General features: G+C 37.8%; 22 protein-coding genes. 17 read left to right on the top strand and 5 right to left on the bottom strand.

The features are described 5' to 3' along the window. The first annotated feature begins 3 nt into the window (after positions 1 to 3). Positions 4 to 987 (top strand): DUF5007 domain-containing protein, encoded by a 984-nt coding sequence (locus J7E57_RS13635; protein WP_215124944.1) that lies wholly within the window; start codon positions 4 to 6, stop codon positions 985 to 987. A gap of 118 nt (positions 988 to 1,105) precedes the next feature. Here J7E57_RS13635 and J7E57_RS13630 read toward each other — a convergent pair whose 3' ends face one another. Continuing rightward, positions 1,106 to 1,807, bottom strand: coding sequence for a DUF4397 domain-containing protein (locus J7E57_RS13630; protein WP_215124945.1), 702 nt, complete (start codon positions 1,805 to 1,807; stop codon positions 1,106 to 1,108). A 581-nt stretch (positions 1,808 to 2,388) separates the two neighbouring features. On the opposite strand from J7E57_RS13630, the gene J7E57_RS13625 reads away from it, so the two are divergent. The 14 genes from J7E57_RS13625 to J7E57_RS13560 all read left to right on the top strand — a co-directional run bounded on the left by J7E57_RS13625 (position 2,389) and on the right by J7E57_RS13560 (position 15,071). Continuing rightward, a complete protein-coding gene (locus J7E57_RS13625) occupies positions 2,389 to 3,087 on the top strand; it encodes an N-acetyltransferase (RefSeq protein WP_057931816.1) in 699 nt (232 codons plus the stop codon). A gap of 1 nt (position 3,088) precedes the next feature. Continuing rightward, on the top strand, positions 3,089 to 4,276 hold the full coding sequence (gene argG, locus J7E57_RS13620) for an argininosuccinate synthase (protein ID WP_215124946.1): 1,188 nt from the start codon (positions 3,089 to 3,091) through the stop codon (positions 4,274 to 4,276). 66 nt (positions 4,277 to 4,342) lie between these two features. Continuing rightward, the gene (locus tag J7E57_RS13615; protein ID WP_317196550.1) at positions 4,343 to 4,813 is read left to right on the top strand and encodes a GNAT family N-acetyltransferase; all 471 of its coding nucleotides are present in this window, start codon (positions 4,343 to 4,345) and stop codon (positions 4,811 to 4,813) included. Positions 4,814 to 4,815: 2 nt separating this feature from the next. After that, on the top strand, positions 4,816 to 5,799 hold the full coding sequence (argC, locus tag J7E57_RS13610; RefSeq protein WP_215124947.1) for an N-acetyl-gamma-glutamyl-phosphate reductase: 984 nt from the start codon (positions 4,816 to 4,818) through the stop codon (positions 5,797 to 5,799). Between the two features lie 41 nt (positions 5,800 to 5,840). After that, positions 5,841 to 6,212, top strand: coding sequence for a four helix bundle protein (locus J7E57_RS13605; RefSeq protein ID WP_215124948.1), 372 nt, complete (start codon positions 5,841 to 5,843; stop codon positions 6,210 to 6,212). A gap of 31 nt (positions 6,213 to 6,243) precedes the next feature. After that, entirely contained in the window at positions 6,244 to 7,374 is a 1,131-nt protein-coding gene (locus J7E57_RS13600; RefSeq protein WP_215124949.1) for an aspartate aminotransferase family protein, read from the top strand. Positions 7,375 to 7,488: 114 nt separating this feature from the next. Then, positions 7,489 to 8,460 (top strand): acetylornithine carbamoyltransferase, encoded by a 972-nt coding sequence (locus tag J7E57_RS13595; protein ID WP_215124950.1) that lies wholly within the window; start codon positions 7,489 to 7,491, stop codon positions 8,458 to 8,460. Positions 8,461 to 8,564: 104 nt separating this feature from the next. Further along, positions 8,565 to 9,395 carry an acetylglutamate kinase gene (argB, locus tag J7E57_RS13590; RefSeq protein WP_215124951.1) on the top strand — a complete coding sequence of 277 codons (831 nt, stop codon included), beginning with the start codon at positions 8,565 to 8,567 and terminating at the stop codon, positions 9,393 to 9,395. A 284-nt stretch (positions 9,396 to 9,679) separates the two neighbouring features. Continuing rightward, positions 9,680 to 10,492, top strand: coding sequence for a pyrroline-5-carboxylate reductase (proC, locus tag J7E57_RS13585; protein WP_215124952.1), 813 nt, complete (start codon positions 9,680 to 9,682; stop codon positions 10,490 to 10,492). A gap of 119 nt (positions 10,493 to 10,611) precedes the next feature. Beyond that, positions 10,612 to 11,679: a M20 family metallo-hydrolase gene (locus tag J7E57_RS13580; protein ID WP_215124953.1), complete on the top strand. Its 1,068-nt coding sequence runs from the start codon at positions 10,612 to 10,614 to the stop codon at positions 11,677 to 11,679. Positions 11,680 to 11,740: 61 nt separating this feature from the next. Further along, positions 11,741 to 11,962: a DUF433 domain-containing protein gene (locus tag J7E57_RS13575; protein ID WP_116248819.1), complete on the top strand. Its 222-nt coding sequence runs from the start codon at positions 11,741 to 11,743 to the stop codon at positions 11,960 to 11,962. Continuing rightward, complete coding sequence (locus tag J7E57_RS13570) at positions 11,962 to 12,219, top strand: DUF5615 family PIN-like protein (RefSeq protein ID WP_215124954.1); 258 nt, start codon at positions 11,962 to 11,964, stop codon at positions 12,217 to 12,219. Before J7E57_RS13575 ends, J7E57_RS13570 begins: the two co-directional genes overlap by 1 nt. A 238-nt stretch (positions 12,220 to 12,457) precedes the next feature. Beyond that, positions 12,458 to 13,789, top strand: a complete 1,332-nt coding sequence (argH, locus tag J7E57_RS13565) for an argininosuccinate lyase (protein ID WP_215124955.1) — start codon at positions 12,458 to 12,460, stop codon at positions 13,787 to 13,789. A gap of 28 nt (positions 13,790 to 13,817) precedes the next feature. Beyond that, positions 13,818 to 15,071, top strand: coding sequence for a pyridoxal phosphate-dependent aminotransferase (locus J7E57_RS13560; RefSeq protein ID WP_215124956.1), 1,254 nt, complete (start codon positions 13,818 to 13,820; stop codon positions 15,069 to 15,071). Positions 15,072 to 15,453: 382 nt separating this feature from the next. Here the strand turns inward: J7E57_RS13560 and J7E57_RS13555 are convergent, their stop codons facing one another. The 4 genes from J7E57_RS13555 to J7E57_RS13540 all read right to left on the bottom strand — a co-directional run bounded on the left by J7E57_RS13555 (position 15,454) and on the right by J7E57_RS13540 (position 19,864). Then, complete coding sequence (locus J7E57_RS13555; RefSeq protein WP_215124957.1) at positions 15,454 to 16,878, bottom strand: RtcB family protein; 1,425 nt, start codon at positions 16,876 to 16,878, stop codon at positions 15,454 to 15,456. Between the two features lie 11 nt (positions 16,879 to 16,889). Then, on the bottom strand, positions 16,890 to 17,951 hold the full coding sequence (locus tag J7E57_RS13550; protein WP_215124958.1) for a DNA polymerase beta superfamily protein: 1,062 nt from the start codon (positions 17,949 to 17,951) through the stop codon (positions 16,890 to 16,892). Further along, a complete protein-coding gene (locus tag J7E57_RS13545; protein ID WP_215124959.1) occupies positions 17,941 to 18,702 on the bottom strand; it encodes a DNA polymerase beta superfamily protein in 762 nt (253 codons plus the stop codon). The genes J7E57_RS13550 and J7E57_RS13545 overlap by 11 nt, the downstream gene beginning before the upstream one ends. A gap of 64 nt (positions 18,703 to 18,766) precedes the next feature. Next, on the bottom strand, positions 18,767 to 19,864 hold the full coding sequence (locus J7E57_RS13540) for a slipin family protein (RefSeq protein ID WP_251029914.1): 1,098 nt from the start codon (positions 19,862 to 19,864) through the stop codon (positions 18,767 to 18,769). A 1,024-nt stretch (positions 19,865 to 20,888) separates the two neighbouring features. On the opposite strand from J7E57_RS13540, the gene J7E57_RS13535 reads away from it, so the two are divergent. After that, on the top strand, positions 20,889 to 21,941 hold the full coding sequence (locus J7E57_RS13535; protein ID WP_215124960.1) for a helix-turn-helix transcriptional regulator: 1,053 nt from the start codon (positions 20,889 to 20,891) through the stop codon (positions 21,939 to 21,941). 47 nt (positions 21,942 to 21,988) lie between these two features. Next, on the top strand, positions 21,989 to 23,509 hold the full coding sequence (locus tag J7E57_RS13530; protein ID WP_215124961.1) for a glycoside hydrolase family 32 protein: 1,521 nt from the start codon (positions 21,989 to 21,991) through the stop codon (positions 23,507 to 23,509). The last annotated feature ends 53 nt before the right edge of the window (positions 23,510 to 23,562 follow it).

Here is a 23,562-nt window from a genome sequence, read left to right as displayed (position 1 = left end):
ATTATGAAAATTAAATATATTTTAGGCATACTGTTTTTACTGAGTATTTATGCCTGCTCGAAAATTGAGAAAGGTTTTCAAAGTAACGGCATTCGCTATAAAGACAACGATATCTATGCCAAAAGAGGCCTAATACTTTTCCAGTCTGACAGGATTAATGCCGATGGCTCTACGCCTCCCTATACCTTTAAGATGCTGAACCTCAGAAAAGAAGACGGTTCTCCAGCACCCGCGGAATTTTCCAAAGAGTATGAAATTCTGGTATTTAAGGAAGGAACAAGTTTTGATCCTGAAACTGATGTAACCGTTGAATTGCTGAATAAGAAAAGAGAACTGGTTAAGAGGTTGCCTTTGTATTTTAATGAAAATAGTGGGCAGTTAACCTTTAACAGGGCATCGGCTAATTTACCATTAGGCCGATACGTTTTTGATGTGGAGATGAATAATGTTACGGATACTAAACTTTTTCCAAAACTGGCTACTATAAACGTGGTAGATCCAGAAAAGGATGATTTATTTGTGATTACCGATAACGTTTCGAATGCTTTTCATGATGTTACGGGTGTAGCAACCCCAATGAAAAATCCGATCATTACCTGTACAAAAATTTCTAACCAAGGCGCAAGGGCTATTTTAAAAATGGTGGATAAAAACGGAAAGGTTTTCAATCCTAAGGCAGGCGAAATCATTCAAAGGGGCGACCGTCCGGTTTTTGAAAATTATGCGAAATTTAACCCCGTTATCAAGACTGATACCGCCATGATCTGCGATTTTGAAGTTGCGCCTTTCCCACTTACAAAATACGTTACACCAACTACAGACTGGGGCTTTTTGATGTACTATAGAATTCCAAGTCAGTTTGTAACGGTAGATGGTTTTCCTGCATCACTTGGTACATTCTCTGTAAATCCAAGGTGGTCATGGCAATTAAAGCTTGAAGGAACTTACGTAATACAGGTAAAATTTCCTGATGTAACCAAAAAATAGAAAAGAATGCCATTTCCTTAACAGGAAGATACTTTCTTTTTTAATACAAGCCAAAAACGGCAATTTTCATATCGAAAATTGCCGTTTTTTATGAAGGGTAAACACAAAAAGCCTTTTTTTATTTGATCAATATAACCTGTAAACTTAAAGGGCGTTCAGTTTCATTTGCAGGTGTTACCAAACCACCACAAATAATGTCATAGTGATAACCTGCTGTGAAACTGGTGCTGGCGGAAGTGGCTTTAACTGTTCCCGATGAAGTTTCTTTTGCATCCAATGTATAAGTACCCGCATCTACAGCGATAAAACCACTCGCACTTTTATAGGTTTTATTCGTAACCAGCATGGTAGTTGCGCTCGTTTTGGCCAGGTCTAAAGCCGGTGCATCAGGCGATAAATTGATAAAGCGGATGTAAGCTTTATCTGTTGATGGTATAGAAAGATCATCACCAATGGTATAAACATCGAGCGCCGCGGGTTTATTAATTAAATAAGAAGAGTAATAGGTGCTTGCATTTAAAGTAACGGTTTTGGTTAACAAGCTCTCTGCGCTACTGGCCGTCGTAAATTTTAAACTGTAAGAACCTGCGGCGTAGGCACTATAAGAAGCAGATCCACCAAAAGGCAAAGCCGCCGAATTAACGATGGTACCATTAAAATAAGCATTATAGGTTGCCAAAGTTGGAGATGCATTGATTACCCTTAAATAAGATATGGTTGGATCGGCAGTTTCTGTTTTTTTACATGAAGTTAACGCTGTAAAAGCAATTAGAACAAATAAAGGGATCGATTTGAAATGAAATGGTGTAAAATTCTTCATACGGTAAATTTGATTTAAATATTTAAGGAACATCAATAAAACGATAGCAAGATCGCATTCGCTACAGACATACAAATATTGAGTTTAAACCGTATTACGGGATGTTAAATGATGTTAAGCAGATGTTAAAGTTTATTGCCGTTTTTTAACAATTTTAAAATTTGTACTGGCAATATGGCTGAGATTGGTTAATGGATGAAAAATTGTTGAAAGGTATAAAGCCGAATAGAGATCCGTTAAGTCAGATTAGTTCAATAAAATTGATGTCTTAAGATAAAAAAATGACGATATTATTGTGTAACTCGATTTTTATTTAAACCTTTGCACCTCAATAGAGTTAAAGCCGTTTTAATACGCAAGAAATGATTAAACAAATTTTACATAAACTTTCAGTTTCCTCAACACAAATGGTGTCTGGGAAGGGTCTGTTTATTAATCATTTTCAACCTGTATTTTATTTTCCCACAAGCCGGCAAAATTTCACTCCACGTATTTAGTACCTACACTAAACGTAACGAGGAATTGATCCTCTCTAAAAACCCAATTAACAAGAATACTTATAATTTTTCGTTAGAAAACGAATGGATATTAACGAATTTATAGTGCAGGTTGCACTTCCTGAACATCGTGTATTTGCAGAAGAAATCGTAACCGAAATGGCAGAATCGGCAAAAGCTCGTGGAACAGGGATTGCTAAGCGTTCGCCAGAATATATTTCGAATAAAATGCAAGAAGGCAAATCGGTTATTGCTTTTCACAAGGACGGTTCCTGGGCAGGATTTTGCTATATAGAAACCTGGAGCCACGGACAGTTTGTGGCCAATAGTGGCTTAGTGGTAAGTCCTAAATACCGCAAAGCGGGATTAGCAAAAGCCATCAAAAATGAAATTTTCGGTTTATCGAGAAAGTTGTACCCAAAGGCAAAAATATTTGGTTTAACAACAGGTTTGGCCGTAATGAAAATCAATTCAGATTTAGGCTACGAACCTGTAACCTACAGCGAACTTACCCAGGATGAAGAGTTTTGGAAAGGCTGCCAAAGTTGCGTAAACTTCGAAATTTTAAAAATGAAGGAACGCAAAAACTGCATGTGTACAGCTATGCTTTACGATCCGGCCGAGAAGAAACATGAGGTAGCCAAGCAATTTGCCGAAGAACTGCAAAAGAAACCCAAATTATACGAGCGCTTTATGCGCATTAAACAGCGTTTAGTTGTTAAACCTAAGCCAAAAAATGGCTTAAAAGCCCTTTTATTTTTATTTACCTTTTTATTTAAATAGCATGAAAAAAGTTGTTTTAGCATTTAGCGGAGGCTTAGATACCTCATTTTGTTGTATTTACCTGGCACAGGATCGTGGATTAGAAGTTCATTCAGTAATTGTAAATACAGGTGGTTTTTCTGATGAAGAGTTACAGGAAATTGAGAAAAGAGCATATGCTTTAGGCGTAAAATCGCATGCTGTTGTAGATGAAACTGAAAGTTACTATGAAGGATGCATTAAGTACCTGGTTTTTGGTAACGTATTAAAAAATGCTACTTATCCATTATCGGTAAGTGCAGAGCGTGTTAGTCAGGCAACAGCTATTGCCAACTACGTGAAAAAAATTGGTGCAGATTATGTAGCTCATGGAAGTACCGGTGCAGGTAACGATCAGGTACGTTTCGATATGATCTTCAATATCCTTATCCCAGAGGTTGAAATCATTACTCCAATTAGAGATTTAAAATTATCCCGCGAGGCGGAAATAGAATATTTAGCACAACATGGTGTAGAATATAGTGCAGAAAAAGCAAGATACTCAATCAATAAAGGTTTATGGGGAACTTCGGTAGGAGGAAAGGAAACGTTAACTTCTCACGAAACCTTACCAGAAAGCGCCTGGCCAACCCAGGTTTCGGAAACAGAATCGCGTAGAGTAGAGTTAACCTTCGAAAAAGGTGAACTGGTTGCTATTGATGGTGAAAAATTAGCACCTGTTAGGGCAATCCAAAAATTACAGGCAATCGCTCAGCCTTTTGGTATCGGTAGAGATATCCACGTCGGTGATACCATTATTGGTATTAAAGGTCGCGTAGGTTTTGAGGCAGCTGGCCCCATTATCATTATCAAAGCACACCATACGCTAGAAAAACACACCTTAACGAAATGGCAGTTAAGCTGGAAAGAACAATTATCATCTTTCTATGGTAACTGGTTGCACGAAGGTCAGTTCCACGATCCAGTTATGCGGAATATTGAGGCTTTTTTAGCCGATACGCAAAAATTTGTGAGCGGTAAAGTATTTGTAGAGTTGTTACCGTATCGTTTCCAGGTTATCGGAATTGAATCAAACCATGATTTAATGAGTAATAAATTTGGCAGCTATGGCGAAATGAATAACGCCTGGAGCGGAGAAGACGTTAAAGGTTTCTCTAAAATATTTGGTAACCAGGTGATGATCTGGCATAAGGTGAACAACGAGGCATAAGGTAAAAGGCATAGGTGGATTAGTGCAAACCTTACACTCAAACCCTCTACCTTAAATCTTTAAATTGTGAGTAATATAAGAATCAAACAGATAGATTTAACAGAAACCAACCTAGTAGTTGGTCTGCTTAATCAGTATCGCATATTCTACAATCAGTTTTCTGATATCGGAATGGCTAAGGCTTTTCTAGATGAAAGATTACAGCATAATGAGTCTATCATTTTTGTTGCTACTGATAGTAATACACAACAAGCGATAGGTTTTACACAGCTATACCCGAAATATTCGTCGGTAAGATTAACTAAAAACTGGATTTTGAACGATTTATATGTTGATGAAAATTACCGTAAGCAGGGCATTGGAGAAAAATTAATTAAAGCAGCCATGGGTTTTGCCAAAACTCAGGGAGCTACATTTGTACAGCTGGAAACAGCGGTTGATAACTATACTGCCCAGCATCTGTACGAAAGTATAGGATTTGTTAAGCAAGAAAATGATTCAGAATTTTTTCTTTATAAAATAGCACTAAACGCATAGAGATGAATAAAATTAAAGCAGGAATAATTGGTGGTGCGGGTTACACTGGAGGCGAAATGTTACGCATTTTGGTTAACCACCCAAATGTTGAAATTGCTTTTGTAAACAGTACAAGTAATGCCGGAAACTTAATTTCTGATGTACACACTGATTTAATAGGCGATACAGATCTAAAGTTTGTGAGCGATATTCCACAGGATATTGACGTGCTTTTCCTTTGTATTGGCCATGGCGATGCGAAGAAGTTTTTAGCCGCTAATCCAATTAGCGATAACATTAAAATTATCGATTTGTCGCAGGATTTCAGGTTGCATGCAAATGCTAACTTTTCGACCAAAGACTTTGTTTACGGATTACCCGAGCTAAACCGCGATAAAATTAAAACAGCTAAAAATATTGCAAACCCTGGTTGTTTTGCAACTTGTATTCAATTAGGTTTGTTGCCTTTGGCATCGAAAGGTTTGATCAAGAATGAAGTTCATATTAATGCAACTACGGGATCAACCGGTGCAGGACAGAGTTTAGCTGCCACTTCGCACTTCAGCTGGAGAAACAACAATCTTTCCATATATAAGGCGTTTGAACACCAGCATTTGAACGAGATTAGCGAGAGTTTGTTGCAGTTGCAACCATCACTTTCTGAAACTTTAAGTTTTATCCCACAGCGTGGTGCATTTACAAGAGGTATTTTAGCTGCCATGTACCTGGAAAGTGATTTGAGTTTAGAAGAGGCGCAAAATATTTACGAAGCATATTATAGTGCTCATCCTTTTACGCATGTAAGCCGGAAAAACATCGATTTAAAACAGGTTGTGAACACCAACAAGGCATTGGTACATATAGAAAAACACGGTGGTAAATTATTTATCATCAGTATTATTGATAACCTGTTAAAAGGTGCCAGCGGACAAGCGGTTCAGAATATGAATTTAATGTTCGGCTTGGATGAAACAGCAGGACTTAAGTTAAAAGCAGCTAATTTTTAATGAAGGTAAAGGGTGTAGGGTTTAAGGCGTAAGGTAAAATAATGAGAGATTACAAAAAACTTGACGTTTGGAAAAAGGCACATGAATTGAATATGTTCATCAAAAAGAATATTGCAACTCAATTTCCAAAAGAGGAGAGATTTGAATTGACCTCACAACTTACTCGGGCTTCCTTATCTATACCCTTGAATATTGTTGAAGGATGTGGAAGATTTACAGATAAAGATTCTGCGCATTTTCTTGATAATGCTTTAGGCTCTGCCAACGAGATAGATTATTGTTGTTTATGTGCTTCTGAATTAAAGTATATAAGCGAAGATGATTATCTAAAAGTGAACCAATCAATTAACGAAGTTAGGGCAATGCTAATTTCATTTTTAAAATTTTTGAGAAGTGGAGGGAAAAAACCTTAAACCCTACACCTCAAACCTTATACCTCAAAAAATGCAACTATTCGACGTTTACCCACTTAACGATATAGAAATAACAAAAGCGGCAGGCAGTAATGTTTGGGATGCTAATGATCAGCAATATTTAGATTTATATGGCGGTCATGCTGTAATTTCAATCGGGCATACCAACCCACATTATGTAAACCGCTTAACCGATCAATTAAATAAAGTTGGTTTTTATTCAAATTCAGTAAAAATTCCTTTGCAGGTTCAGCTTGCAGAATTATTGGGAACCGTTTCTGGTAAAAAAGACTTTCAGCTCTTTTTATGTAATTCTGGAGCTGAGGCAAATGAAAATGCTTTAAAATTGGCTTCATTTTACAACGGAAGAAAAAAGGTAATCGCTTTTACAGGTGCTTTCCACGGACGTACATCTTTGGCTGTTGCCGTAACCGATAATCCTAAAATTGTAGCACCGGTTAATCAGACCGAAAATGTAATCTTTTTGCCTTTCAATAATGAGGTTGCTTTAGAAGAAACTTTTAAAGTACAGGGCAATGAAATTTCGGCTGTTATTATTGAAGGTATTCAAGGTGTAGGCGGCATTAAAGAAGCCTCGAAAAGTTTCTTGCAGAAAATCCGTGCACTTTGCGATGAATATAATGCGGTTTATATTGCCGACAGTGTACAATGCGGTTACGGACGTACAGGATCGTTTTACTCACACGATTACGCTGGGGTTGAAGCAGATGTTTATACCATGGCAAAAGGAATGGGTAATGGCTTTCCGGTAGCGGGAATCTCTATAGCGCCCAAATTTAAACCTTGGCATGGAGAGTTAGGTACAACTTTCGGTGGCAACCATTTAGCTTGTGCCGCGGCTTTAGCTGTTTTAGAAGTGATGCAACAGGAAAACCTGATGAAAAATGCAGAAGAAGTAGGAAGTTACTTAATTACCGAATTGAAAAAATTTGAGCAGGTGGTAGAAGTACGTGGCCGTGGATTAATGATCGGTATTGAGCTACCTGCCGAACTGGCGCATGTTAAAAAAGAATTATTGTTTACACACCATATTTTTACTGGTGAGGCAAAACCGAATGTGATCCGTTTGTTGCCAGCCTTAAATTTAACAAAAGCACATGCTGACGAGTTTTTGGCGGCGTTTAAACAATTGGTAAAATAAATACTGTGTATTTGGTCGATCGTCATGCTGAATTTATTTCAGCATCTATTTTGTAGAAAAGACCCTGAAATAAATTCAGGGTGACGGATCGGGATAAATTAATTTATATTAAAAATGAAACTTTTCACTTCCGTACACGATGTTCCAAGCATCAAACAGTTTGTAAATGATGCGCTAGCGTTAAAGGCGAATCCTTATGCGCACCAAGATTTAGGTAAGAACAAAACCTTAGGTTTAGTTTTTATGAATCCAAGTTTACGTACCCGGTTAAGTACCCAAAAAGCGGCCTTAAACTTAGGTATGAATGTAATGGTGATGAATCTGGATAAAGAAGGTTGGGCTTTAGAAACACAGGATGGTGTAGTGATGAATGGCTCGACAGTTGAACATATCCGCGAAGCTGCTGCCGTAATGGGCCAATATTGCGATATTTTGGGCTTGCGTTCTTTTCCAAAACTGAATAACCGTGAGGAAGATTATAGCGAAGATTTCTTCAATAAATTTGTGAAATATTGTGCTGTACCTGTAGTGAGTTTAGAGAGCGCAACACGTCACCCTTTACAAAGCTTTGCCGATATCATTACCATTCACGAAACCTGGACAAAGAAACCTGATGGGCGCAAACCAAAGGTAGTTTTGGCTTGGGCGCCTCATGTAAAGGCTTTGCCCCAGGCAGTACCAAATTCTTTTGCAGAGTGGATGTGCAAAGCTCAGGCAGAAGGAATGATCGATTTTACTATTGCGCAACCAGAGGGTTACGAGCTTTCGGAAGATTTTACGCCTAATGCCGATATTCAGTATAATTTAGAAGAAGCTTTGGCCGGTGCTGATTATGTATATGTGAAGAACTGGAGTAGTTATAAAGAGTATGGAAAAGTGTTAACTTATCCTGATGGCTGGATGATGAATAATGAGAAATTAACATTCACAAACGATGCTAAAGTGATGCATTGCTTACCTGTACGCCGCGATCTGGAATTATCATCAGAGATTTTGGATGGACCAAATTCATTGGTTATTCACGAGGCCGGAAACCGTTTATGGGCGGCGCAGGCGGTAATTAAAGCGATGTTGGAGGAATTGTAAATCATATGCCTCGGCTCGTGTCTTCACGAACCGAAATTATTAATATGGTGAAACAAAACTATTAATGTGGTTCGTGGAGACACGAACCACGGTAAGAATAAATTATGAAACAACTCACTATCATAAAAATCGGCGGAAACGTAATCGATAACTCCGAAAACTTACACCAGTTTTTATTGGATTTTACTGCATTGCCAGGAGATAAGATCCTGGTGCACGGCGGGGGTAAAATTGCAACTGAACTGGGCGAATCGTTGGGCATTGAAGCCAAAATGGTTGAGGGTAGAAGAATTACCGATATCGAAACCCTGCGTATTGTAACGATGGTTTACGCCGGACTGATCAATAAAAATATGGTTGCCCAACTACAGGCCAAAGGAAGTAATGCGATTGGTTTAACCGGCGCAGATGGTAATATCATTAAAGCGAAAAAAAGGCCTGTTAGTACCAAAACTTATGGTGCAGAGGCCGGCCCTATGGCAGGTGCAGTTATTGATTATGGCTTTGTGGGCGATTTAGATGAAAACTCTGTTTCAGCGAATACTTTAGGCACTTTATTAAATGCTGGCTTTGTTCCGGTTTTATGTGCCATTACACATGATGGTGATACTCAGCTTCTAAATACCAATGCTGATACCATAGCTTCTTCTGTTGCTGTTGCTATGTCAAGTTTATATGAAACCCGTTTGGTATATTGCTTTGAGAAAAAAGGAGTACTTAGGGACGTTAATGATGATTCTTCTGTTGTAAGAGAAATCAAAGCTGATGAGTTTGAAGGTTTAAAAGCCGATGGAACTGTGCAAGGTGGAATGATCCCTAAAATGCACAATGCCTTTGAAGCGATTAAAAAAGGAGTTTTTGCAGTTTATATCGGCAAAGCCGATGAGCTCGCTGAACTTGCCGAGGGAACTTTTGGTACTAAAATGCTGAAGTAAAGGTGGGGGGTAGGAACGTTGAAGGCGAAAGGTAGGCGAGAAACCGAAGAATTCCTGCTTTTGCCTACTAAACCTGATAGAAACGGAAATACTTTTTGTGCTCAAAATGAGAAAGATTGCCACGTCGTTCCTCCTCGCAATGACGATAAATGGAGGGAATGGCTGAAGTAAAAAAAGATTGAAGTGGATAGCAGGACTGAACATCAATAGAATTACTGAACCTGCTTTTCCAACAAAAATATAAATCTATGTAACCAATCCGAAAGGAATAACAAACGAACCACATGACAAAAAAAATAGCCATAATTGGTAGCGGAAATATCGGTTTATCTTTAGCGAAAGGTTTGGTAAAGGCCGATTTTGCTCAAGCAGGCGACATTACGCTTACCCGTAGAAATATTGATCATTTAAAATCATTCGCCGAAGCCGGTTTTAATGTAAGCAATAACAATAAACAGGCTGTAGTTGATGCTGATGTTGTGATTTTGGCTGTTCTGCCACAACAATTAAATACGGTTTTAGATGAAATTCAAAATTCAATTGTTCCGGCCAAACATTTGGTTATTTCGGTAATTTCTGGCGTGAGCTGTGCTGCGGTTAGGGAAAAATTAGGTGACGATGTTGAGGTAATCAGGGTAATGCCAAATACGGCGATTGCTATTGGTCAATCGATGACTTGCATGGCCAGCGATAATGCATCAGCAGCAAATATTGCAAGTGTGACCAAAATGTTCGAAACGGTTGGTTCTGTTGTGAAAATTAATGAAGATTTAATGACTTCAGCAACAGCGCTTTGTGCCTGCGGAATTGCGTTCTTTTTAAGGGCAATCAGGGCTGCATCGCAAGGTGGGGTAGAAATCGGTTTTCATGCTGATGAAGCTTTAAAAATGGCCGTTCAAACGGCTAAAGGAGCGGCCGATTTGCTTTTATTACATGGAACACACCCAGAATCAGAAATAGATAAGGTAACTTCGCCGAAAGGCTGTACCATAGCAGGTTTAAATGAAATGGAACATAACGGTTTTAGCTCATCATTGATAAAAGGTATTAAACTTTCTGCTTTAAAAGCAGGGAATCTGTATACCAAAGAAGGTTAGAGGTGTAGGGTTTAGGACATAAAGTCTTAATTGCAAACATAAAACTGAAAGCCAAAATAAAAGGTAGAAAGTTTAAAGACGGGTTTAGTCTTGATACTCAATACTAATTACTTGATACTATGTTACTAGAAAATATACAAAAAGAAAGCCTGGATTTATTGCGACAGTTAATCCGCATCCAGTCTTTTAGTAAAGAAGAAGATCGGACGGCGAATTTAATTGCGCAGTTTTTGGAGGAGAGAGGGGTTAAGACTCAGCGTAAAATGAATAACGTTTGGGCTTACAACAAACATTTTGATCCTGCTAAGCCAACACTTTTGTTGAATTCACATCATGATACGGTAAAGCCTAATTCAGGTTACACCCGCGACCCTTATGATGCTGCAATTGAAGGTGATAAACTGTTTGGTTTAGGCAGTAATGATGCCGGTGGTTGTTTAGTGTCGCTAATCGGAACCTTTTTATATTATTACGAGCAGGAAAATTTAAAATACAATATCTGTTTGGCAGCGACTGCCGAGGAAGAAATTTCTGGTAATAATGGATTAGAACTGGTTCTTCCTGATTTGGGCAAACTGGAGTTTGGTATCGTAGGAGAGCCTACAGAAATGAATTTAGCTATTGCTGAACGTGGCTTGTTGGTGTTGGATTGTGTATCGCATGGTAAAGCTGGTCATGCTGCTCGTGAAGAGGGAGAGAATGCCATTTACAAAGCATTAAAAGATATCGAATGGTTTAGGAACTATCAGTTTCCAAAAGTATCGGAGGTTTTCGGGCCATTAAAAATGACGGTTACGATTATCAACGCAGGTTCGCAGCACAATGTTGTACCTGCAAATTGTAATTTTACGGTTGACGTTCGTGTAACTGATGCTTACACTAATGAAGAGGTTTTAGAGATTATCAGGGCAAATGTTGATTGTGATGTTACCCCACGGTCTATCCGCTTAAAACCATCGTCGATTGATAAAAACCATCCGGTTGTTCAGGCTGGTGTTGCCCTTGGAAAAACTACTTATGGTTCGCCTACTACTTCCGATCAGGCATTGTTAGATATCCCATCAGTAAAATGTGGTCCGGGTTTTTCTGGTCGCTCGCACATGGCTGATGAGTTTTTGTATGTTAGAGAAGTAGCCGAAGGAGTTGAGGGATATGTAAACATGTTGAAACCGGTTATACAAGGATAAAAATAGAATTCTGCAAAAATGGGCAAATCAAAATTCTTATAATATTGTTTATCTTTACGTTATGAAAACTTATTCTAATTTCATAGAAATTGACGCTAACAAACGTTTTGGTAAGCCCTGCATAAAAGGAACCAGAATCGCTGTGTATGATGTTTTGGGATGGCTAGCAAATGGGATGACTATGCAAAGTATATTGACAGATTTTCCTGAAATTACTGAAGAAGAGATCTTATCCTGTCTTGCTTATTCAGCAGATAGAGAGCATAAAATAAGAGTAGCCTAGTGAAACTTCTATTTGACCAAAATATTTCTCATAGAATCATAAAACTTTTAGAGGCCGATTTCTCAGCTTGTACCCAAATACGAAGGTTAAAGTTAGAAAACAAAACGGATAAGGAAATCTGGACATTTGCAGGACAAAATAATCTTATTGTAGTTACTTTCGATGCAGATTTCTATGAATTTTCAAATCTATATGGCCATCCGCCAAAAATAATCTGGTTACGTTTTGGAAACAATACAACATCAGGAATTGCTTAAGTTTTAATAGAGAAAAAAGAACTAATAAATGAGTTTATCAAACAAGATGAATTTTCTTGTTTGGAAATACAATAACATAATTGGCATTTTAAGCAAGAAAACGGTCTTAATGCTGCTGTAACTCGCGAATGTGACATTATTTACTAAATAAAAAGGATTGCTTCGTGCCTCGCAATGACGAAGATGAGATATGAAACTTGCGTAGCAAGCTTTATTAGCGTTTAAAAATAAGATTATAATGAAAATCTGGCAAAAAAATATAGATGTAAATCAGTTTGTAGAGCGTTTTACGGTTGGTAAAGACCGCGAACTGGATCTGCAAATGGCAAAGTTTGATGTATTGGGCTCTTTGGCGCATACCCAAATGTTAGAAACCATTAATTTGCTAACAGCTGAAGAACTGAAAACGGTTCAACAAGAATTGAAAAATATTTATGCTGAAATTGAAGCTGGAAATTTCACCATCGAAGACAGTGTAGAAGATGTGCACTCACAGGTGGAGTGGCTGCTCACACAGCGTATTGGCGAAGCAGGTAAAAAAATCCATAGTGGCCGATCGCGTAACGATCAGGTGCTGGTTGATTTGAAACTGTTCTTTAGGGCTTGCATCGAAGATATGGTTGGCCAAACCTCAACCTTGTTTAATGAGCTAATTGAGCTGAGCAATACACACAAAGATAAATTAATGCCAGGTTATACGCATTTGCAGATTGCCATGCCATCGTCTTTTGGCCTATGGTTTGGTGCTTATGCCGAAAGTTTGGCAGATGATATGGAGCTAATGCTGGCTGCGTGGAAAATCTGTAATAAAAATCCTTTAGGCTCTGCCGCAGGTTATGGCTCTTCATTCCCGTTAAATAGAACCTTAACTACTGAGTTGTTGGGTTTTGAAAGTTTAAACTATAATGTGGTTTATGCGCAGATGGGACGTGGCAAAACAGAAAGGATTTTAGCACAGGCAATGAGTGCTGTTGCAGCAACTTTAGCTAAAATGGCTATGGATGTGTGTTTATTCATTAATCAGAATTTCGGATTCATTAGTTTCCCGGCAGAGCTCACCACAGGTTCGAGTATTATGCCACACAAGAAAAACCCTGATGTTTTTGAGCTGATCCGTTCGCGTTGCAATAAAATTCAGGCTTTGCCGAATGAAATTGCCATGATGATTACCAATTTGCCATCAGGCTATCACCGCGATTTACAATTGCTGAAAGAAAATCTATTTCCGGCAATTACTTCTTTAAACGAATGTTTAGAGATCGCTACTTTTATGTTCCAGAACATCACGATAAAGGATGATATTTTGAAAGATAAAAAATATGATTACCTGTTTAGCGTTGAAGTGGTGAATGATCTGGCTCTGCAGGGAGTCCCATTTAGAGAGGCTTATAAAATTGTTGGCGAACAGATAGAAAATGGTACTTTTGCACCTTCTGGCCAAATACATCATACACACGAAGGAAGTATCGGCAACCTGTGCAACGAGCAGATCACTTCGGCAATGCAAGGGGTATTGTCTCAATTTGGTTTCGGAAAAGTGAATAAAGCAATAGAAGATTTAATTCGCTAAATATAACGGCGATAATAAATAATAGTATATGAAAGTTTCAGTATTGGCCAGTTCATTAATCGGCTCAGAAATTATAAAAATCGGTAATGAAGTTAACGAAATGAAGCGCAAAGGTGCTTCGATCGCTAATTTAACCATAGGCGATTTTGACGCAAACATTTACCCAATCCCAACCGAATTAAAGGCCGGAATTGTAGAGGCATACAACGCCAACCAAACCAACTACCCGCCAGCTGATGGTGTTTTACCTTTACGCGAAACGGTTTCAGAATTGTTAAAGGATAGATTTGGGTTAGAATACAACACCAACAGCATTTTAGTTTCTGGTGGTTCGCGTCCTTTAATTTATGCCACTTATCTGGCGTTGATTGATCCAGGAGATACCGTGGTTTTTCCTGCGCCATCTTGGAACAACAACCACTATTCTCACTTAACTTCGGCAAAAACAATTGCGGTAGAAACCGATGCTGCGCATAATTTTATGCCAACTGCAGCGCAATTAAAACCACATTTAAAAGGGGCAACCTTATTGGCGCTGTGTTCGCCATTAAACCCAACAGGAACCATGTTCGATGCCGATTCCTTAGCTGAAATCTGTGATGCTGTTTTAGAAGAAAATGCATCTCGTGGAGCTGATGAAAAACCGTTATACATGATGTATGATCAGATTTATTCGCTTTTAACTTTCGGAAAAGAACATGTAAATCCAGTTTCTTTGCGCCCTGCAATGCGTCCGTTTACGGTTTTTGTTGATGGTAGTTCGAAATGTTTGGCGGCAACTGGTGTACGTGTAGGATGGGGTTTTGGTCCGGAGGATATTATCAATAGAATGAAAGCTTTGGTCGGTCATATGGGTGCCTGGGCGCCAAAAGCAGAGCAAGTGGCTATGTCTAATTATTTTAACGATAAAGCACAGGTTGATACTTTCTTAACCAGTTTTAAAGGTCAAATTCAAGATAGCTTAAACGCACTTTACAATGGATTTAACGAATTAAAAACTGAGGGTTTTAATGTTGATGCTGTTGAGCCCATGGGTGCAATTTATTTAACAATCAAAATCGATTATATCGGGAAAACTACTGAAGACGGGCAGCTTTTAAAAGACAGTGCAGATGTGAATTTCTATCTGATCAAAGAAGCCGGAGCAGCTTTGGTTCCGTTCTCTGCTTTTGGAAATGAAGACAGTATGCCTTGGTTCAGGGCTTCGGTTGGTGCTTGTACCCTGCAGGATATTAAAGATATGTTACCAAGGATCAAAATGGCTTTGAGTAAGTTGAAATAATTATTTATAGCTTACAGCGCAATATAAAAGCTTTTTTTGGAAAGCAATTGTTGTGCTAATCGGTTATTGTAGTCCTGCTTTTTGTTCCAACAAAAGCTGAAAAAGCTTTTTGTTTCCACTTCAATCAGGTTTATTTAACTTAAGGTTGTGCTAATCGGTTTCTGTAAAATGTATTATAAAAAACCCACTTCAATTAATTTTGAAGAGGGTTTTTTCTGAATTTGATCGTCATTTCGAGCGGAGTGTAACGCAGTCGAGAAATCTATCATAGATCTCTCCATTTCGCTACCAATGAAAAATCGGTACAGGTAGGGCTTTAGGAGATGACGACTTTTCTATGGGGTACTATTCTGACTCCAAACTAATAACTTCCACCTCCAAACTAATCCTCACGACTTCCATCATCAGCCATTCTCACCATCTTTGGTTCAAATTTGGCCACTACATCAACCAGTTCAGTTTGTGCTGCCATCACTTTGTTGATGTCTTTATAGGCCATTGGCGCCTCATCTAAACCTGCTCCGATTAAGGTAACGTTATGATCTTTCAAAATCGCTTTCATATCCGATTTGGTAATCGATTGAATCGCTTTTGTTCGGCTCATTTGTCTACCCGCACCATGAGATGCTGAATTGATTGCATTCATTTCGCCTTTTCCCCTAACTAAAAATCCTGGTGCGGTCATGCTTCCTGGAATAATCCCCATCACACCTTTCCCTGCTGGTGTAGCACCTTTTCGGTGGACAATTACTTCTTCTCCATCAAGCATTTCTTTCCATGCAAAATTATGGTGGTTTTCTACCTTGGCCAAAACTTTAGCGCCAATTGCCTTGGTTAATCTTTTATGAATTACTTCGTGACAGGCAGAAGCATAATCACCAGCTAAGTTCATGGCAATCCAATACTCTTGTCCTTCGGCAGAATTTAGATCCAAATAAGCCAGGTTTGCCGCCTCTTTAGGAAGCTTGCAGATATCTTTAGCCAGTTTGGTATAATGACCAGCGATTGTTGCGCCAAAACCACGGGAACCGGAATGGGTCAATAATGCTACGTAACGGCCTTTATCGATATTCAAAATTTCATCACGCTCCGCAAAATCGATAATTCCCCATTCTACAAAGTGATTTCCACCACCCGAAGTACCCAGTTGTGCCCAAGCCTTTCCGTGTAAATTTTTAAGAAAAGGAGTAGCGTTGAAAGCCTCGTTTTCTAAAACATCATGATCAGCCCTTTCATTACCTTTAAAATTCTGACCTGCGCCAAATTTGGTGAAAGCAATTAATTCGCGTTTGTACATTGCATCTTTCCCGAAATAATGTTTCTCCGGAATATCGAAAATGCTCAACGCCATTCGGCAACCGATATCTACACCTACACCATAAGGAATAATTGCATTTCTTGTCGCTAAAACACCACCAATCGGCAAGCCATACCCTTGGTGGGCATCAGGCATTAATGCCCCAGCTACCGAAACTGGCAGTTTCATGGCGATATCCATTTGGTTTCGGGCACCTTCTTCTATATAATCGGCACCGAAAATTGAATAATCTTTAGCATTGCTGATTAGTTCAATGGTCCCATCTGATTTTGGATTGGCTTCCTCGATCACAGCAGTTGCCAATACATTTAATACCTTGTCATCCAAAAAACTTTCCGGGTATTCTTTTACTTTTTTAAATAAGGCTAATAATTCTTTTTCTTCAATATCCGCAAAATTTTCTTTCAGGATATCTAAAGCCAAGCCTACTATTTTTCCTTCGGAATAACCTATTTCTATAAGGTTATTACCTGTTATGTTGTTGTTCATTGTTTAATCTTTTAATTGGCATATAGCTCAGTTCTCATCTCAACAAGTAACATCTCAATTAACTTAGCATCTGGTTTATCCTGAAGCTTACTTTTTGTTGTTTCTTGTTCTATTAGTAGCATTAGTTTTTCTGCCATTTTTAATACTTCATCGTAATCAAGTTCTCCTCTTTTTATTAAAAGCAACTCATCGCGATTTTGTCTTTTTACATTTAGTTCTCCATCGCGTACAATCTCAAGAGCTACTTGCAAAAGCCTAATGGTATGCATCATGTTTTTGGCATCGTAATCTTTGCCATGGCTTTTATTTAAGCTGTACCTGTCTTCATTTCGTTTTTCTACCCATTCCCAATATTCATTATACTCCTTGCAATAAGATGAATAGCTATCCTTGTTAAAAAATAAATAGGCAATTTCTTGTTCTCCTGCAGGTATTGACGAGACCGAAACCTCATTTGCCGCTTCCTTGTTCGCAATCCCTTTATAATTCAATTTCTTCTCTGCATCATGAAACAAAGCATACAGATCTTTAGCATTAGGGATTTTGGACAATCCACAATCAGCTTTCGAAATGCCATTTTTTGTAAGCCAGGTTTTCGCTTTTACAGATGAATAGTTTACTGTGATGAAACAAAAGTCTAATACCGTTTTCCGGGTTTTAGGCATTGGGTTTAATATTTTTTTGTTTAATCCCTTTGCTTTTCTAATCTGGGTTAAAGCATAGCCACCAAAAGTATCCTTACATAACTTTGATAAAACCATCTCGATTCTAAGCTTGTCCATTATTGGGTGCTTATATAAGATACAGTCTTCCGGAGTAGCTAAAATTTCGACAATATTGGGGTTGTTCTTAATCAGTAATTCGATAAAGCGGCCAATTTCATAGTAAACTTCGTCATTACTTTCATCGCTGATTTGAGAAATATATTTCAGGCCAAAAAACATTTCTTTTGGCATATAATATATTCCTTTTATATCAGTGTCAGATTGTGGAGTGGCTAATCCATAGGCTTTACTACCGCTTAAACATTCGAATAATAATAGGTTTTTGTCCTTTAAATCTTTAATCGTCATAACGGTTTATTGTTTTTCTAAAAAGGACGTCGAGCATTTCTGAATCAAAACTTTCTTTTGGTAAATCTTTAGCGCCTTCAGTACAGTTTTTAAATTCCTCATCAATATAGTTACTTAGCTCAGGATGTATTTTAATAATATATCCTTCTGCAGAGGTTGACTTTAGTGTAATCAGGTCTTTCACCAACTTTTGAAGGTGTTCTGGCATTAAGTTCAAAAGTGGTCCAATGGTCATTGGTGCTATCGTATTTTTTTTCAGGCACCATTTAGCTGAAAGTAGAGGGCGAAGTACATAAAAAAGTTTTTTTATTTTAATTTCGTCACTGTTTACTACGGTTTCTAGAGCACTGTGTGCTATTCCTAAATAATGGTTGATATTTGTCTTCCTATAAAAATAAGATTGGCATAATGTCCATAATTCTTCCTTGAAATGATCCTTTTCTCCATAAACGATAGGTGATTGTAACCATTCGAAAGGAGTGGTGTTCGATTTTCGGATCAATTTAAGCACCTTCCTGATATCCCATCCATAAATATCCAGTTCATCATTAATAGGGAAACCCAATTGATCATCCTTATCCTGAACCGAAAGATAAAAGTTGAGCGGGCGTACATAAATAAAGCGGACATCGAAATCACTATCCGGTGATGGAAATTCCCATCCCCTGCTACCTGATTCACATGCAAATAATATTTTGATATCATTTGATCTTTCTATTTCTGCAAGTCTGTTTATTATTGTAGTTTTCATTTTTATTTCTTGTTCAATCCCCGGCAGGTAATACTCACCTAACCGAGGAGTTTCTAAATTTAATTTATTTTACGAAGATTTGTTTCAATTGATCTACAATTTGTCCACTGCCCGATAAGCTGATGTTGTTGATTTTTTCTGCGATTTTCTCTACATATTCCATCTCTTTTAACTTATACAACATAACGTTGTCTTCCATCAATTTGGCTGTATTCAACAAACTTCTGGTCGATGCTGTTTCTTCTCTCCTGGTAATGATATTGGCTTGCGCTCTTTTTTCGGCAACTAAAACCTGGTTCATAATTTCTTTAACATCACCAGGTAAAACGATGTCTTTAACCCCACAATTGGTTAGTTTTACGCCCAAGTTTTCAACCTTATCCAAGGTGATGGCCATTACCATTTCGGCAATTTTTTCTTTGCTTTCCATCAATTCGTCAAGAGTCATTAAGCCAATACATTCTCTTAATGCCAATTGCATGGTGATGTATAATTGTTTTTCAAATTCTTTGTTATCCAATAAGGCTTTGATGATATCATCCACTTTATATTGAATGCTGAAATTTACCCTCAATTGCGCTTTATCTTTGGTTAAAATTTCTTGACCGATAATTTCCATATTCAATTGCCTCATATCGGTTTTCAAAACTTGAACAGTAGTACTGTTTTTCCAGTAAACATAGTTTCCTGCTTCCAATACGTTTTCAAACTTACCATCAATAAACAATAAAGCTTTTTCGAACGATTCTACTTTATAAGCCCTGATGTAATTCAATAATGGTGCTTTCTCTAACAAATTTTTATCAATGGTTTCATCAATTTTGATGTTACTGATATCTACTTTAATAAAGTCATATGCAGACAAACCTTTCCAGATGGCATGTCTGCCAGCTGTTAAAACGTTCTTGAAGTTTTTGTTTTGATAAACTAAGGCCAATTCATTATCGGCAACACTTACCAAGTGAATCAAATTCACAAAATCTGTGTTTTCCAATAAGATATCCAATTCGGCAACCGTGTAATAGTACTCTTTTGCCATATCGTACAAAGTCATGTCTTCACCGAAACCTAACCAGTAAGTTCCAGCTGTTAAAACGTTTTTTAATTTTCCTTTTTTAAACACCAATCCAACATAATTGGTGTTAATGGTTACTCTTTTCATGTTTTCTGGAGTTAAAATTTATTTCTATTGTTATTTATTCTCTTAAAAGCGTTGCGGAAGAGCATTTACCTGTTTTCTGCGGAAGTAAAAGTTTATTAAGCTTGTTTAAAAATGAAATTATGCCTTTCTATTCTGGTATGTGCTCGTTATCGCATTTTCCTTTTCGATTAACTCATTTGATTTTTAAATCTTTTCTTATTGCACTGATCCTTACTTAGCAAAACACAAATTTGCTTTTTGGATTTCGAAAAATCTTAAGCCAAACGCGGTTGCGCAACGCTGGTTTTGGTGAGCGATTTGAAAAGTTACCCTTCTTTTAGATGGATCCTAAGTCCATTGCATTACCATTTTGCTATTCCAAGTGACGGTTGGAAGCAGGATTCGAACCTGCATTTTGGTTGTTACTCTAACCTCTGAGCTATTCCGAATTAATCGGAAGTGGGATTCGAACCCACGACACACAACGTGTTTAGACAATCTATCACAATTCTTATCAGCATATTCTACGCAATTGCCCGAATACTTTGGGGCTATTCCGAAACCCGCAACATTGGATAAGTTTTATTTAGTATTGCCATCCCATTCGGGATTTCTTTATATCAATCTGATTATGATAACCACTACTAATGTAACCCTGTCCGGCGTATCCCGAACAGGGGCTTCATGTTAGTGAATGCTGATCCAGTTAAAACCGGAGCAGCATAAACGAGAGCGCGTATCATTTAGAACAGTTAACTGTTTCTGTCAATCAGATTGTTGTTGTTAATATTTATCAAAGAACTTTATCGACTGGCGACATTACAAAGATGCCACCACCACTACGCGGCAGATTTGCGTAGTAAAATTTATTTTGACTTAAAAGAATTAATTAGCTGATAATTAGATTGATAAATTTAATTTTTACATTATATTTTTTCTTTTATCTTCCAATTACGCAATTGTATTGCGTAGATGAAGAACACTTTGCTATATTTAATTAAGCTTTATGACCAGATTTTTAGCTTGAAAACCAAATTGATTAAAAATGGCAGTAAATAAATTGGCGCTTATCCGGTATAAAACCATCGACGATTGTTTGAAGAACCGTTACCGTAAATGGACACTAGAAGATCTTATTGAAAAGGTGTCGGCAACCCTGTACGAGCTCGAAGGAATTACCACCGGGGTAAGCAAGCGGACTATCCAGGCTGATATCCAATTGATGCGAAGTGATAAACTGGGTTACAATGCACCGATTGTGGTGAAGGATAAACGCTTTTATGCTTACGAAGATTCTGGTTTTAGTATTACCAAAGCGCCGATCAATAATGCCGACGTAGATAAAATGAAAGAGATTGTGGGTGTACTGAAACAGTTTAATGCCTTCAATTATTTCGATGAAATGAGCGATATGATTGCCCGTTTAGAAAACAACCTATACAAATCGACCAAACAGAGTGGCAATAATATTCAATTGGAAAGTAATAAGCTCGTTAAGGGTTTGGAATGTATTCCGCCATTATATCAGGCTGTTTTAAACAAACGTTCACTATTAATTGAATATAAATCTTTCAAGGCACAACAATCACAACAAGGAATTTACTATCCGTATTTGTTAAAAGAATACAGAAACAGATGGTTTTTGATCTGTAAAGCGAAAAAACGGCCTGGGATCTTAAATTTGGCATTGGATAGGATAGTAGAATTTCAGGAATTGCCTAACGAAGAATTTGTAAGTTATCAAGGAGTAGATTTCGATCGGTATTATGAAGATCTGATCGGTGTAACCAAAAGCGAAAGGGACCGTGCGCAGAAAGTGATCCTCGAATTTACCAACGATCATGCGCCCTATGTCGTAACGAAACCGATGCATCAATCGCAGGTAGTATTAAGTAAGAACGAGAAAACAACAACTTTTAGGATCGATGTGGTACTAAACTATGAACTGGAGCGCGAAATTTTAGGCTTTGGAGAGTGTGTTAAAGTGCTTTCGCCACGATTGTTGATTTCGAAAATCAAAAGAAGATTGGCGCAAACTTATGAGCAATACGAAAGCGTTGATGAAGAAAAAGTTTTTATAAAGTCCTTAAGAAACTAGTTAAACGTTTTAGTAATTGAATTCTTATGTGTAATTTGAATTTAATTATGTTCAAGACCAAATATATTCTAGCTTTTCTAATGTGCTGTTCGATAAGTACTTTCGCTCAACGGCCTACGGCTCAATGGAGGCCAAATTATCATTTCACTGCACCATCAAATTGGTTAAACGATCCAAACGGGTTAATTTATCTGAATGGGGAATTTCATCTTTATTATCAGTACAATCCGTTCGAAAATAAATGGGGCCATATGAGCTGGGGCCATGCCACCAGTAAGGATCTGGTAAACTGGAAGCACCTTCCGGTTGCTATTCCGGAAAAAATTACAAATGACACCACCACCATGATTTTTTCAGGTTCGGCTGTGCTGGATAAACATAATGTAAGTGGATTGGGGAAAGGACAGGCACCCGTTGTAGCTTTTTATACAGCAGATCTACCCAAACAACGGAATGAATCTCAATACATGGCCTATAGCAATGATGGAGGGTTAACCTTTACCAATTATGCCAAAAATCCCATTATTGATTTAAATAAAAAAGATTTCAGAGACCCTAATGTCTGGTGGTATGAGGTATCTCAGCAATGGATTATGACTGTTGCAATGGTTGATGAGCATCAGGCAAGGTTTTATGGCTCAAAAAACTTGAAAGATTGGACGATGTTGAGTGATTTCGGTAAACAAGGTAATCAGGGTAGCGGTTGGGAATGCCCGTTTATTATTCCCCTGGCAGTTGACGGAAATAAGAATAATACAAAATGGGTTTTAGCCATATCCTTATTTGGACCAAAGGGGCCAACAATGCAGTATTTTGTAGGCGATTTTGATGGCAAGACTTTTAAAAACGACAATGACGGAAAATTAACCTTGTTGGTTGATGATGGCGATTCTTTTTATGCTGCCATTCCTTGGAACGATGCGCCAAAAAACAAGCGGATTTTATTGGGATGGTTACAACCTGGCGGTAAAGAAACATTCCCATGGAAAGGACAGATGTCTATCCCAAGAGATTTATCTTTAAAAACTACACCTGAAGGAATTAGGTTGTTTCAGCAGCCGGCCAGCCTGATTGCCGATAATATTAAAAAACACTCAGGTAGTAAAGTCATAACCAAACAAAATATTGTTATCGATCAGGATATCGACTTGGGTGACAGCCAAAATTCGTATTGGATTGATGCCGAATTTTCTGTTAAAGATGCAAAAAACTTAGGTTTTAAGCTTGCACAACTGAAGGATGAGAAAGGAAATGTTGTTAAGGAAGTTGAAGTTGGCTATGATGCTGTTAAAAAACAACTTTATGTAGATTGCTCACGTTCAGAGAAAGGTATTAAAAATGATAAGAACATCATTCAAACTATAACCGTGAGTCCGTTAAACGGTAGAATAAAACTCCAGATTTTGCTCGATAAATCTTCATTAGAAGTTTTCGTGAATGGTGGCGAAAAAGTAATTACCACGATGATTTTTCCTGATGAAAAAGCCACAGGCTTAGCCGCCTTTTCCATAGGAGGTAAAGCGGTTTTAAATAGCCTTAAAGTTTGGGATATGAGTAAACGAAAATGATTGAATTTGAGTGATTGAATTAATGAATTTATTAGTGCTGTTGCCAATATTCT

Source organism: Pedobacter sp. ISL-64 (genome assembly GCF_018613605.1).
Lineage (GTDB): Bacteria > Bacteroidota > Bacteroidia > Sphingobacteriales > Sphingobacteriaceae > Pedobacter.
Note: the sequence above shows the minus strand (reverse complement) of the source record. Positions and strands in the feature narration are given on the sequence as shown.

Excerpts from the sequence above, each read along its gene's own strand:
- J7E57_RS13535 (WP_215124960.1), top strand. The coding sequence starts at position 20,889 with ATGGCAGTAAATAAATTGGCGCTTATCCGGTATAAAACCATCGACGAT.
- J7E57_RS13635 (WP_215124944.1), top strand. The coding sequence starts at position 4 with ATGAAAATTAAATATATTTTAGGCATACTGTTTTTACTGAGTATTTAT.
- J7E57_RS13580 (WP_215124953.1), top strand. The coding sequence starts at position 10,612 with ATGTTACTAGAAAATATACAAAAAGAAAGCCTGGATTTATTGCGACAG.
- proC (WP_215124952.1), top strand. The coding sequence starts at position 9,680 with ATGACAAAAAAAATAGCCATAATTGGTAGCGGAAATATCGGTTTATCT.
- J7E57_RS13545 (WP_215124959.1), bottom strand. The coding sequence starts at position 18,702 with ATGAAAACTACAATAATAAACAGACTTGCAGAAATAGAAAGATCAAAT.
- J7E57_RS13605 (WP_215124948.1), top strand. The coding sequence starts at position 5,841 with ATGAGAGATTACAAAAAACTTGACGTTTGGAAAAAGGCACATGAATTG.
- J7E57_RS13555 (WP_215124957.1), bottom strand. The coding sequence starts at position 16,878 with ATGAACAACAACATAACAGGTAATAACCTTATAGAAATAGGTTATTCC.
- argG (WP_215124946.1), top strand. The coding sequence starts at position 3,089 with ATGAAAAAAGTTGTTTTAGCATTTAGCGGAGGCTTAGATACCTCATTT.
- J7E57_RS13595 (WP_215124950.1), top strand. The coding sequence starts at position 7,489 with ATGAAACTTTTCACTTCCGTACACGATGTTCCAAGCATCAAACAGTTT.
- J7E57_RS13530 (WP_215124961.1), top strand. The coding sequence starts at position 21,989 with ATGTTCAAGACCAAATATATTCTAGCTTTTCTAATGTGCTGTTCGATA.
- J7E57_RS13575 (WP_116248819.1), top strand. The coding sequence starts at position 11,741 with ATGAAAACTTATTCTAATTTCATAGAAATTGACGCTAACAAACGTTTT.
- J7E57_RS13540 (WP_251029914.1), bottom strand. The coding sequence starts at position 19,864 with ATGAAAAGAGTAACCATTAACACCAATTATGTTGGATTGGTGTTTAAA.
- J7E57_RS13550 (WP_215124958.1), bottom strand. The coding sequence starts at position 17,951 with ATGACGATTAAAGATTTAAAGGACAAAAACCTATTATTATTCGAATGT.
- J7E57_RS13625 (WP_057931816.1), top strand. The coding sequence starts at position 2,389 with ATGGATATTAACGAATTTATAGTGCAGGTTGCACTTCCTGAACATCGT.
- argH (WP_215124955.1), top strand. The coding sequence starts at position 12,458 with ATGAAAATCTGGCAAAAAAATATAGATGTAAATCAGTTTGTAGAGCGT.
- argB (WP_215124951.1), top strand. The coding sequence starts at position 8,565 with ATGAAACAACTCACTATCATAAAAATCGGCGGAAACGTAATCGATAAC.
- J7E57_RS13560 (WP_215124956.1), top strand. The coding sequence starts at position 13,818 with ATGAAAGTTTCAGTATTGGCCAGTTCATTAATCGGCTCAGAAATTATA.
- J7E57_RS13600 (WP_215124949.1), top strand. The coding sequence starts at position 6,244 with ATGCAACTATTCGACGTTTACCCACTTAACGATATAGAAATAACAAAA.
- J7E57_RS13630 (WP_215124945.1), bottom strand. The coding sequence starts at position 1,807 with ATGAAGAATTTTACACCATTTCATTTCAAATCGATCCCTTTATTTGTT.
- argC (WP_215124947.1), top strand. The coding sequence starts at position 4,816 with ATGAATAAAATTAAAGCAGGAATAATTGGTGGTGCGGGTTACACTGGA.